The organism is Mycobacterium sp. IDR2000157661, from assembly GCF_022317005.1.
In the GTDB taxonomy this organism is placed as follows: Bacteria; Actinomycetota; Actinomycetes; order Mycobacteriales; family Mycobacteriaceae; genus Mycobacterium.
Map to the genome: position 1 here is coordinate 3,069,261 of NZ_CP081006.1, position 11,604 is coordinate 3,080,864.

The 11,604-nt window shown below is 65.4% G+C and carries 12 protein-coding genes; 3 read left to right on the top strand and 9 right to left on the bottom strand.

Annotated features, from left to right (window positions below):
* Positions 1-263: 263 nt before the first annotated feature.
* A complete protein-coding gene (locus K3G64_RS16140; RefSeq protein ID WP_238885711.1) occupies positions 264-983 on the bottom strand; it encodes a TetR/AcrR family transcriptional regulator in 720 nt (239 codons plus the stop codon).
* Between the two features lie 121 nt (positions 984-1,104).
* Between K3G64_RS16140 and K3G64_RS16145 the strand changes: the two genes are divergently transcribed.
* The gene (locus K3G64_RS16145) at positions 1,105-2,292 is read left to right on the top strand and encodes an acyl-CoA dehydrogenase family protein (protein WP_238885713.1); all 1,188 of its coding nucleotides are present in this window, start codon (positions 1,105-1,107) and stop codon (positions 2,290-2,292) included.
* Between the two features lie 12 nt (positions 2,293-2,304).
* Positions 2,305-3,087 carry an enoyl-CoA hydratase gene (locus tag K3G64_RS16150; protein WP_238885714.1) on the top strand — a complete coding sequence of 261 codons (783 nt, stop codon included), beginning with the start codon at positions 2,305-2,307 and terminating at the stop codon, positions 3,085-3,087.
* Between the two features lie 74 nt (positions 3,088-3,161).
* Here K3G64_RS16150 and K3G64_RS16155 read toward each other — a convergent pair whose 3' ends face one another.
* From K3G64_RS16155 to K3G64_RS16190, 8 genes are all read right to left on the bottom strand, one after another.
* Positions 3,162-4,049: a hypothetical protein gene (locus tag K3G64_RS16155; protein WP_238885715.1), complete on the bottom strand. Its 888-nt coding sequence runs from the start codon at positions 4,047-4,049 to the stop codon at positions 3,162-3,164.
* A gap of 171 nt (positions 4,050-4,220) precedes the next feature.
* Positions 4,221-4,988, bottom strand: coding sequence for an acyl-CoA dehydrogenase family protein (locus tag K3G64_RS16160; protein WP_238950728.1), 768 nt, complete (start codon positions 4,986-4,988; stop codon positions 4,221-4,223).
* Positions 4,989-5,024: 36 nt separating this feature from the next.
* Positions 5,025-6,149: an acyl-CoA dehydrogenase family protein gene (locus K3G64_RS16165; RefSeq protein WP_238885716.1), complete on the bottom strand. Its 1,125-nt coding sequence runs from the start codon at positions 6,147-6,149 to the stop codon at positions 5,025-5,027.
* On the bottom strand, positions 6,146-6,589 hold the full coding sequence (locus K3G64_RS16170) for a nuclear transport factor 2 family protein (RefSeq protein ID WP_238885717.1): 444 nt from the start codon (positions 6,587-6,589) through the stop codon (positions 6,146-6,148). Before K3G64_RS16170 ends, K3G64_RS16165 begins: the two co-directional genes overlap by 4 nt.
* A complete protein-coding gene (locus tag K3G64_RS16175; RefSeq protein WP_238885718.1) occupies positions 6,573-7,802 on the bottom strand; it encodes a metal-dependent hydrolase family protein in 1,230 nt (409 codons plus the stop codon). The genes K3G64_RS16170 and K3G64_RS16175 overlap by 17 nt, the downstream gene beginning before the upstream one ends.
* 2 nt (positions 7,803-7,804) lie before the next feature.
* A complete protein-coding gene (locus K3G64_RS16180) occupies positions 7,805-8,134 on the bottom strand; it encodes a hypothetical protein (protein ID WP_238885721.1) in 330 nt (109 codons plus the stop codon).
* Entirely contained in the window at positions 8,127-9,470 is a 1,344-nt protein-coding gene (locus tag K3G64_RS16185) for an aromatic ring-hydroxylating oxygenase subunit alpha (protein WP_238885723.1), read from the bottom strand. Before K3G64_RS16185 ends, K3G64_RS16180 begins: the two co-directional genes overlap by 8 nt.
* 6 nt (positions 9,471-9,476) lie before the next feature.
* A complete protein-coding gene (locus tag K3G64_RS16190) occupies positions 9,477-10,019 on the bottom strand; it encodes a carboxymuconolactone decarboxylase family protein (RefSeq protein ID WP_238885724.1) in 543 nt (180 codons plus the stop codon).
* Between the two features lie 260 nt (positions 10,020-10,279).
* Here K3G64_RS16190 and K3G64_RS16195 point away from each other — a divergent pair, with 260 nt between their 5' ends.
* Complete coding sequence (locus K3G64_RS16195) at positions 10,280-11,575, top strand: amidohydrolase family protein (RefSeq protein ID WP_238885726.1); 1,296 nt, start codon at positions 10,280-10,282, stop codon at positions 11,573-11,575.
* Positions 11,576-11,604: the final 29 nt, after the last annotated feature.

Here is an 11,604-nt window from a genome sequence, read left to right on the forward strand (position 1 = left end):
TAAGACATAGGGCAGCTGGATGTCTCACAACTCTGGCATCCGTCATACGAACGTGTCAACAAGAGACTCATTCTTGACAATTTGTACTCTCTGCTTAGGAGAATGTTCTTCTCAAGCAGCGCTTGAAGTCGAAAACACCGATGAGCTCGGTTCGCGAGGGGCGCGACGGCCCGACTCCCCGCAGGAAGACGTCGACGCGCCGGGCGGCCTGGGGGTCGTCGAGTGAGAACCTAGTTCTCAGAAGCAAGAACGCGATTCTTGAGCTAGTCGGCTGCGAATCCGTGCGAACAGAAATCCCAGACTTCGTCGGCCGTGATGGGATGGGCCGTGCCGTCCCCGGCCTCGCCACTGGACTGTGCCACGAACATGACTGTCTGCATCGTCATGGCGGCCATCCGCTTCGCGTTGATGCCGTCCCGCAGTTGACCTGCGGCGCTGGCCGCTTCCATGAGCTCGGTGAGCAAGGCCAGCAGCGGTGCGTGAGCGATTTTCACTTCCGACGGGTGCGACAGCAGCAGGCGCGGCGCGAAGTCGGTGAACAGCGGGCGCTTGGCGGTCGGGTCGGGACGCGACGACTCGAAGAGCAGTGTGACGGCGACCTTGAGCCGCTCGATCGGCTCGTCCTCGGTGGTCGTGGCGGCGCGGATCTGATCCGCCGAACGGCTCAGTGCGTCTTCGAACAACGCCAGCAACAGTTCGTGTTTCCCGTCGAACTGCAGGTAGAAGCTGCGCAGCGACTGCCGCGACCGGTCAACGACTTCCTGCACGGTGAAGTCCGTGCTGCCCTTCTCGATGATGATGGCCTGGGCGGCGTCGAGGAACCGCTGCACCCGCTGCGCGGCCCGGAGCTTCGCGGTCTTGATCGACCGCTCGACCGCGCGCTGCTTCCAGGCCGGCTCTTCGCTGGGGGTCGTCACCGGCGGCTCAGACGCCGACCGACTGGGGAGAACATGGACTGACTGTACCGGAGAACGCCTTGCCATTGCGGTCCTCGACCCCCTCGCGGCCAACGTGTCAGAGATTGTAACTTGCGCACCATGAGAATAGTATTCTCGTTTTCGAGATAATAGAAGCCCTACATAATTTTCACTGGCGGGAGGCCCCGTGCAGCTCACTTTCGACACCGACGTCGAGGCGTTCCGCGCCGAGTTCAACACCTTCCTGGATGAACATCTTCCGCCCGACGCCGTCGCGTTGGCGCGGTCCGGGTCGAGCAGCGACGTTCCCGGCTGGGCCCGTGCCTGGCAGCGGCTGATGTTCGACAACGGCTGGCTGCTTCCGGGTTACCCGCCGGAGTTCGGCGGGCGTAACGCGACGATCCTGCAGCAGTACGTGCATCAGCAGGAGCTTGCGCGTCGGCGCGCTTACCTGACGTACAACCCGCAGGGCGTCGGCATCATCTCCGCCTCGCTGATCTCGTTCGGCACTCTCGAGCAGCAACGGCGCTGGGCGGTGCCGATCCTGCGTGCCGACATCACCGCGTCGTTGGGGATGAGCGAACCCGGCGCCGGCTCGGATCTGGCGTCCCTGCGCACGAGGGCTGAGTTGGTCTCGGACGCCGACGGGCCCTACTTCGTCGTCAACGGGCAGAAGGTGTGGACCTCGGGTGCGCACGACGCCGACGTGCTGTTGACGTTCGTCCGCACCGATCCGGACGCCGCCAAGCACAAGGGCATCAGCGTGCTGATGATCCCGACCGATCTGCCCGGCGTGGTGCGACGGCCGTTCGCGTCGGTGTGCGACCGGGGTGACCTGGACTTCAACGAGGTCTTCTTCAACGACGTCCGGGTCCCTGCGGAGAACCTCGTCGGTCCGCTGAACGAGGGCTGGCGGGTCGCCAACGGATCGCTCGGCCATGAGCGGAACATGTTGTGGCTGAGCTACGCCGACCGCCTGCAGGAGTTGGTCGAGGATTTCGTGCCCTCCTCTGCGCTGGACCGTGACCGCTACGCCGGCCTGGTGATGGACAACCAGGCGTTGCGCCTGCTCGGCTCGGTGGCGCTGGCCCGCGCCGCGCGAGGCGAAGAGGACGTTCCCGCGCTGAGCGTGCTCAAACTTCTCGGTTCCGAGGCGTCTCAGTCGGCGACGGAGTACGCGCTGTCGGCGATGGGCGCCGACGGGCTGAACCACCCGGACTTCTCGGGCCCGTACAGCGCGCAGCACCTCGACTTGTACCGCAGCGGCTGGTTCGAACGCTACGTCCGTACCTTCGGTGGCACCATCGCCGGTGGCACGTCGGAGATCCAACGCAACATCATCGCCCAGCGCCTGCTGGGCCTGCCCCGCAAGTAGAAGGACTGGGTCATGTACATCGACTACGAGGTCAGCGACCGCATCGCGACCATCACGCTGAACCGCCCGGAGGCCGCCAACGCCCAGAATCCCGAGCTGCTCGACGAACTCGACGCCGCATGGACGCGCGCCGCCGAGGACAACGACGTCTCGGTGATCGTGTTGCGCGCCAACGGCAAACACTTCTCGGCGGGCCATGACATGCGGGGCGGCGGGCCGGTACCGGACAAGATCACGCTCGAGTTCATCATCCAGCACGAGGCCAAGCGCTACCTGGAGTACACGTTGCGTTGGCGCAACGTGCCCAAGCCGTCGATCGCCGCGGTGCAGGGCCGGTGTATCTCCGGCGGTCTGCTGTTGTGCTGGCCGTGTGACCTCATCGTCGCCGCCGACGACGCGCAGTTCTCCGACCCGGTGGTGCTGATGGGCATCGGTGGCGTCGAATACCACGGGCACACCTGGGAGTTGGGCCCGCGCAAGGCCAAGGAGATCCTGTTCACCGGCCGGGCGATGACGGCCGAGGAGGTCGCGGCGACCGGCATGGTGAACCGGGTGGTGCCCCGCGACCAACTGGACACCGAGACGCGTGCGCTGGCCGAGCAGATCGCCAAGATGTCGCCGTTCGCGTTGCGACAGGCCAAGCGCGCGGTCAACCAGACGCTCGACGTGCAGGGCTTCTACGCGGCGATCCAGTCGGTGTTCGACATCCATCAGACCGGTCACGGCAACGCCCTGAGCGTGAGCGGATGGCCGGTGCTGGTGAACCTGGACGAGATGAAAGCCAACATCAAGTAGGTATGTGGCCTCCTCGGCGCGAGCGTGCGTGTCTGCACCCGACACGCCCTGGAATTGCGGCATGTTACGCACCGTCAGGCGGCGCGGGCGTGCGCGATCTGCTGGTTGACGCGTGCCACGAAGTCCCACGCCCGATGGCGGACATCGTCGGAGACGATCGAGATAACGGTCCAGCCGACGTCCTGCAGCGCCAGTCGCCGGCGGCGGTCGTTGCGCACCGCGTCCGGGTTGGCGTGCCAGTCGACGCCGTCGTACTCGACGGCCACGCGGCAGTCGGGCCAGGCGAAGTCGAGGCGCCGGAGTTCACCGTTTCCGTCGACGACCTCATACTGCAATTCCGGCATCTGCAACCCACCGTCGATCATCACCAGGCGCGCCTCGCTCTCCATCGGCGACTCCGCGCGTGCGTCGGCAAGGGGCAATAGCTCGCGAACGGCAACGATCCCGCGGCGGCCGCTCTGTGACGTTGCGGCGCGCCACATCTCGGCGCATGAACAGCGCCCGGAGCGCAACGCGGCGTCGAGGGTGGCCAAGGCGCGGGGGCGACGCAGACCGCGGGCCACCTCGACAGCCGTCCATGCCGGCGCGGTCGCGGGCCGGTCGGCCGCCATGACCAGCGGTGCACCCTCGCGCCGGTGCACGACGAGGCCGTCGACGGGACGCAACTGGTGGTGCGGCGGATTCAGCACGTGCAACTCGGGTGGCTGTTCGGTGTCGAAGCCGTGAACCGCTGCCGCGGTGGCCAAGCACACCGCGACGGTAGTCCCAGTCGTCAGGTCGAGGCCCCGCAATCGCAGTTGGTCGGTCGGCTCGCCGAGGCAGTAGACTCCTTGCCAGATTCGTTCGACTGCTCGCCGTTTCAGTACGGCCTCGAACTCGTACCTCGACACGATCGCCAGGATCTGGCCGCTGGTGGCCACTCCGCCCTGCTGGTCGAACAGGCGCTGCAAGGTTGCATCCACGGCAGCAATCGTCGAACCGATCGGTGGGTGCGCGATGCAGCAGCGGGCTCAGTTGTGGATAGATTCGCAGTTGTGCACATTCACATTGACGCGAACGTGCGCACAGTGCTGACATTCCGCGGCGTGTCGGGTCCAAACACGCACGCTCGCGGAAAAAAGGGGGGAGGCGCGCTACAAGTACGCCAGGCGGGGAGCTGAGCCGCGGGCCCGCAGGCCCGCTCCGGCCCGGCGGGTGAGTTCCCGTGAGCTGCCCAACAATCCGTCGAGCACCAGCGCCCGCTTCACGTGCACGTGCAGGTCGTGCTCTTCGGTGAACCCGATGCCGCCCAGCACCTGCTGGCAGTGCTTGGCCGCGGTGAGCGCGGCTCTGCCCGCGGCGGCCTTGGCCAGCATCGCCGTCAGGTCCGGACTCTCGTCACCGGGCAGGCGCAGCGTCGCCTCGGCGCCCTCGATGGCCACCAGCGTCTCGGCCAACCGGTGCCGCACCGCTTGGAAGCTCGCGATCGGCTTGCCGAACTGCACCCGGTCCAGTGCGTGTCGGCGGGCCAGTGTCAACATCGCCTTGGCCGAACCGACCAGCCACCAACCCGCGGCGCGGCGGGCCTCGCCCATCCGCATCAGCTGCCCGTCGGGGACGCGGTGCAGCGGCAACCCGCCCAGAGTCGGGTCGGGCACACTCGTGCGGCTCCACACCACCCAGTCGCCGCCGGCGTACGGCATCGGAGGTGTCCCGCCGGGCTCGGCGCCGATGGTCTCGAGCAGCACATCGTTGAGAATCGAAGCGTGCGAACCGGTTTCGCCCATCAGCCGGAACACCAGCGGGATCGCCTGATCCGGTATGTCGGAGAGCATGTCGGCCCAGCCGAGTTCGGCCAGCGCCGCATCGAGGTCGGCGCCGGAGGCCGACAACATGGTCTTGCGGAGTCCGTCTTCGAGCATGCCGAGTGAGTCGGCGTCAGAACCGGTGTGCACTCCTCACTCCTTCCCTAGGTCGAGCAGGCGGCGGGCGATGATATTGCGCTGCACCTCGGCGGTGCCGCCGTAGATGGTGGCCGCGCGCGAGTACAGATACTCGGTGCGCCATGGGGAGTCGTCGAGTTCGATGACGCCCGGCAGCAGATCGCGGGCGGTGTCGTACAGGCGTTGTTCGGCACCGGCCAGCAGGACCTTGTCGATCGAGGTGTCGGGGCCCAACTTTTCACCCTCGCCCAGACGGTGCTGGGTCACCCGGGACCGGCAGCGCAGCGTGTGTAGCGCCAGATACGCCTCACCGAGGTCCGAGTCCACCGACTGCCCTTGCCGTTTCACCTGGTCGATGAGCGCGTCGAACCGCGAGTACAGATACGCGATGCGCTGCCAGAAGCACGTCGAACGCTCGTAGGGCAACAGGTCCATCGCGACCTTCCAGCCGTCGCCGGGCCGGCCGAGCATCCGGTCCGCCGGGACCGCGACGTCGTCGAAGTACACCTCGCAGAACTCGTCGACGTCGTGCATGGTGCGCAACGGCCGCACCGATACGCCTGGCGAATCCAGGTCGACGAAGAACGCGGTAATGGCCTCGTGGTCGGGGGTGCCGGCGTCGCCGGTGCGGGTGAGCAGGATGCAGCGAGTCGCGTACTGGGCGAAGCTGGTCCAGACTTTCTGGCCGTTGACCACCCAGTTGTCCCCTTGCTGCACAGCGCGAGTGCTCAGCGACGCCAGGTCGCTGCCCGACCCCGGTTCGGAGAAGCCCTGGCACCAGGATTCCTGACCCGACAGCAGCCTCGGCACCATCTCGGCGGCCAGTTCGGGTCGCGCGTAGTCGATCATCGTCGGGGTCAGCACGTCGAGCATGGAGTACGGGCCGGGATGGTCCAGGCCGCGACCGACGATCTCCTCGCCCACGATGGCGCGCAGGATGTCGGGCCCACCCAGCCCGCCCGCCGATTCGGGCCAGCCGTAGCGCATCCAGTCCGCGTCGTAGAGCGCCTTGAGCACGCGCAGGTGCTGGGCCTGGTGCGCGTCGAGGGAATGGTTGCCGGACGGGGTCAGCTCGTTCTTGTCGAGCCATTCCCGCAGTGCCGTGCGGAAGACGGCGGGTTCGTGAAGGTCGTCAGTCATCCAGCGTCGGGCCTTCCGATCGCGTGCGGACGGCCCGAGTCGTGTTCGCCGCTGCGCCGGATGAAGGTCATGGCACGGGTTTTCAGCCGCCAGCCGTCCTCGGTGCGGACATAGGTGTCGTTGTAATAGCCGATGCGCATGTCGTGCTTGGAGTGCTCGATGAAGCACAGCGGCTGCGTGCCGGTCGCCTTGTCGGGATCGCTGTCATCGAGCCGGACCAGCGACGTCCCCGTCATGAACAGGCCCTTGGGTGCGGCGTCGACGAGTTCGGGGAAGCGGTTCAGCGTGTACGTCGAGCCGAAGGCGCTGTACGTGCCGTCCGGGGTGAAGACCGAGACCAGCCCGTCGATGTCGCCCTGGGTGATGGTGACGGCGTACTTCGCGAGCAGCTGCTGGATCTCGACCAGGTCATCGGTCCTGGCGCTATGTGACACTGTCATTCTTGAAGACCTTACCGTCTTTCATTACAAAGTTGACGTCTCGTGTAACGCTGATATCGGCCAACGGGTCACCGGGCACGGCAATGATGTCGGCCAGGTAGCCCTCGGCGATGCGGCCGAGGTCGGATCTGCCGATCAGGTCGGCGCCGACAACCGTCGCGGCGCGCAGGACCGCCGCCGGCGGTATGCCCCAGTCCACCAGGGTGACCAGTTCGTCGGCGTTGCGACCGTGTGGGATCGCCGGCGCGTCCGTGCCGACGGCGATCTTCACGCCCGCCTGGTAGGCCGCCTTGATCGAGGTACGGGCCTTCGGGAACATCTCGGCGGCCTTGTCCTGCAGGGCCTTCGGCGCCTTGGAGACGTCCATCGCTTCGGCCAGTCGACGCGTCGTCACCAGCCACCGGTCATTGTCGACCAGCATCTGGATGGCTTCGTCGTCCATGAGGAAGCCGTGCTCGATACAGTCGATGCCGCAGGCGACGGCGTGCTTGACGGCCTCGGCGCCGTGCGTGTGCGCGGCAACCCGTAGTCCACGCCGGTGGGCCTCGTCGACGATCGCGCGCAGTTCCTCGTCCGAATAGTGTTGCGCGCCTGCCTCTCCGGTCAGCGACATCACGCCACCGGACACGCAGACCTTGATCAGCTGCGCACCGTGCTTGATCTGGTAGCGCACCGCTTTGCGGATCTCGTCGACGCCGTTGGCGATGCCCTCTTCGACGGTCAGTTCCAGCGCACCGGGCATGAACGCGGCGAACATCGTCGGGTCGAGGTGCCCGCCGGTCGGCGTGATCGCATGGCCTGCGGGCACGACCCGGGGTCCGTCGATCCAACCCGCGTCGATCGCCTTGGCCAACGCGACGTCGAGCAGGTAACCGCCGGTCTTGACGAACAGTCCGAGATTTCGCACCGTCGTGAAGCCGGCCCGGAGCGTGCGGCGGGCGTTGCCCACTGCGCGCAGCACCCGGGTCGCGGGATCGTCCTGAACCTGGGACAGCCCGGGTTTCTCACCCCGGCCGCCCATCAGGAGGTTGACCTCCATGTCCATCAGTCCGGGCAGCAGAATCGCATCGCCGAGATCGATGACGTCACCTTCGTCGGCCGAGCCGCCGACACCGACTATGGTGTCGCCCTCGATCCTGACGACGCCCGGCCGGACGATCTCGCCGGCATCGACGTCGACGTAACCCGCGGCCCGCAGCGTCGTGACGGACACGGTCAGACCACCGGCTCCTTGATCAGCTGGATATAGGACGCGCCGCTGTCGAGCACGCGCGGCTGCTTCCACACCTCGATCGGGAAGCTCACCATGACGATCGACTGTCCCAGATGCACGAGCGCCTTCGCGTCGTCGGGCATGCTCGACAGCGGGAAGCGGGCGTCGACGTAGACCATGATGTCCTCGAGGCGCGCCATGCCCGCGTCGTACAGCTCCTGCATCTCTTCCATCGTCGAGTTCAGGCGCTTTTGGTAGCGCTCCTCCTCGGTCGGCAGGCACCAGTCGGCGAAGCGCTCCAGGTCGGCGAATTCTTCGGGCAACTTAGACATTGGCGGGATCCTTCTCGTTCGCCTGCGATACCGAATTGCCGTCGGCAGAACCGTTTCCGGCAGCCTTGGCTTCTTTGTACCGGTTCACGTACTCGTGTGCCGTCTTGTGCAGATGGCGCAGCAGGATCTCCTGGTCGCACAGCGGGAAGTCGGTGACCACCCGGGTGTTGATCTGCGTCTGCGTGGCCTCCAAGGTGTTTGCGTCCTGGAACGCGTACTCCTTGAACGTCACCGCCGCGAGTTCCTGGGACAGCCGCTGGCGCAGGTTCGTCGGCGGCACGAAGTACAGATCCGCCTCGAAGATGTGTTTGTCCACGGCGGTAGGCCAGTAGTGGTAGGTGAGGTACCAGCCGGGCGCCCAGAACAACAGCGTGAAGTTCGGGAAGAACTCGAACGAGTCTGTGCCCCAACTCTTGTGGCGACCCGGGTTGATGGCCGGCGGCAACTCATCGGGCAGAATGCCCTTGATGTCGGGCCGGTCCCACGGCCCGAACAGCCCGCTGTGCAGGATCCGCTCGATCGGCTTGACCATGTTGAGGTCTTTCGGGGGGCTCATGCCGCCCCACGACGACACCATCGAGTGGTCACCCTTGATGTCGTAGGCCAGCGCCTCGAAGCCGAACTTGGCCAGCTTCTCGGCCTCCTCCTTCTCCGCCTGCTTCATGTGCAGGATCGGCGCGTGGTAGAACTCGACGAACGCGTCAATGAACAGCTTCCAGTTGGCGTTGATCTCCGCGCGATAGCTGTAGTGCTCGGTCATCTCGTGGAACGGATAGCCCTCGAGGCCCTTGGCGAAGTCGCCGAGATACTCCCGCAGCGGCACCGCGTCCTTGTCGAAGTTGATGAAGATGAAGCCCTCCCACACCTCGCATCGCACAGGCACCAACCCGTACTGCGACTTGTCGAGGTCGAAGAACTCACCTTCTTGCTGGACGAAGGTCAGATCACCCTTGAGGCTGTACCGCCAGGCGTGGTACTTGCAGACGAACTGACGGCAACTGCCCGCCACCTCCTCGCCCGGGTAGTCGGACCACACCAGCTTGTTGCCGCGGTGGCGGCACATGTTGTAGAAGGCGCGCACCTCGTTATCGGTGTCCTTGACAATGATCACCGATGTGCCGTGACCGGCGGAGGGCATCTCGCGGGTGAAATAGCTGCCCTTCCTGGCCAACCGCTCGACGCGACCCACGTTGAGCCAGGTCTTCTTGAAGATCGCCTCCTGCTCGAGCTTGTAGTGCTCGGGATCGATCGAGTCCTCGTAGTTGACCGGCGCCGTGCCGAGCTCCGGCCAGTTCTCTGTCCAGCTACCGGCGGCCGGCTTCGGGAAAAATGACACGGTGTCTTACCTCTCTGCGTTGATTTCGGAGTCAGGTTCTACGCCGAACGTGTTGATCGCCATGGCTAGTGCGCCATAGCAGCCGATCGTGAAGACGAGGTCCATCAGCGCACGCTCGTCGAGGTGGTCGGACAGCGCTGCCCACGTCGCATCCGAGACCGTCGCCTTGTCCTGCAAATCGTCGACGGCCCGCAGCACCGCGCTGTCGAGTCCGTCGGAGACCTCACCGCGCTGGATGCCGCCGATGTCGTCGTCGGTCAGACCGGTCTCGCGACCCATGTTCACGTGGTGTGCCCATTCGTACTCACACCCGGTCAGGTGCGCGACGCGCAGCACCGCGAGCTCGCGCAGCCGCGGTGACAGCGTCGAGGAGAACAACAGGTGGTTGTTGAACCGCAGGAACGCTCGGGTGAGCTTGGGGTGACGGACGAGGGTAGCGAGTAGGTTGCCTGCGTCCCGCGGGTTGCGGCGCTCGGCGGGCAACATGGCGGACAGCGAGTGGTCGACGGCATCGTCCCACCGATCTGCGGGCAGCGGCGGCAAGCGCACGGCCGACTCCTTCCTCGCACTCTCCACGATGAGAATCAGGTTCTCATATTTCGCCAGTAGATTTCCACCTTTGGTGCGAATGGTCAACGTCCCGACCGGCAACCGGTGGTCACCGCCGTTCCGGCGCGGGCGCAACCGCCCAGCCAGGGGGCCGTAGGGTGGTCATCGGACATAGATTCTCGTACAGTGAGAAGATAATTTCCTCACATCGAGAACTGCGGTGATGGATAGCCTCGGGGTATGCGACGAAAGGAACAGGCATGAACAAGGACGACATGATCCTGGTCAGCGTTGATGATCACATCGTCGAGCCGCCCGATATGTTCAAGAATCATCTGTCGAAGAAGTACATCGATGAGGCGCCGCGGTTGGTGCACAACGCCGATGGGTCCGACACCTGGCAGTTCCGCGACACCGTCATCCCCAACGTCGCGTTGAATGCGGTGGCGGGCCGGCCCAAGGAGGAGTACGGGTTGGAGCCGCAGGGTCTTGATGAGATCCGGCCGGGGTGTTGGCAGGTCGATGAGCGGGTCAAGGACATGAACGCCGGCGGCATCCTGGGCTCGATGTGTTTTCCGTCGTTCCCAGGATTCGCCGGCCGCTTGTTCGCGACCGAGGACCGCGAGTTTTCGTTGGCGCTGGTGCAGGCCTACAACGACTGGCACGTCGAGGAGTGGTGCGGGGCCTATCCGGCGCGGTTCATCCCGATGACGTTGCCGGTGATCTGGGACGCCCAGGAGTGCGCCACCGAGATCCGGCGCAACGCTGCCCGCGGGGTGCACTCGTTGACGTTCACCGAGAACCCGGCCGCGATGGGCTATCCGAGCTTTCACGACTTCGACTACTGGAAGCCGATGTGGGAGGCGCTGGTCGACACCGACACGGTGCTCAACGTCCACATCGGCTCCTCGGGTCGGTTGGCGATCACCGCCCCGGACGCGCCGATGGATGTGATGATCACCCTGCAGCCGATGAACATCGTGCAGGCCGCCGCCGACTTGTTGTGGTCGCGCCCGATCAAGGAGTATCCGGATCTCAAGGTCGCCCTGAGTGAGGGTGGGACGGGTTGGATTCCCTATTTCCTGGAGCGCGCCGATCGCACCTATGAGATGCATTCGACGTGGACCGGTCAGGACTTCGGCGACAAGTTGCCGTCGGAGGTGTTCCGGGAACACTTCTTGACCTGTTTCATTGCCGATCCGGTTGGGGTCGCGATGCGCGAGAAGATCGGGGTGGACAACATCTGTTGGGAGGCCGACTACCCGCATTCGGATTCGATGTGGCCCGGGGCGCCCGAGCAGCTCGACGAGGTCCTCAAGGCCAACAACGTGCCCGATCACGAGATCAACAAGATGACCTTCGAAAACGCCATGCGCTGGTACCACTGGGACCCGTTCACCCACATCAGCAAGGAACAAGCCACCGTCGGCGCCCTGCGCAAAGCCGCCGAAGGCCACGACGTCTCGATCCAAGCCCTGTCGAAGAAGGAGAAGACGGGCGCCAACTTCGCGGACTTCGCGGCCAGCGCGAAGGAACTGACCGGCAACAAGGACTGAGGACAGAAGCGGGCTCCGGCCACCCGGCC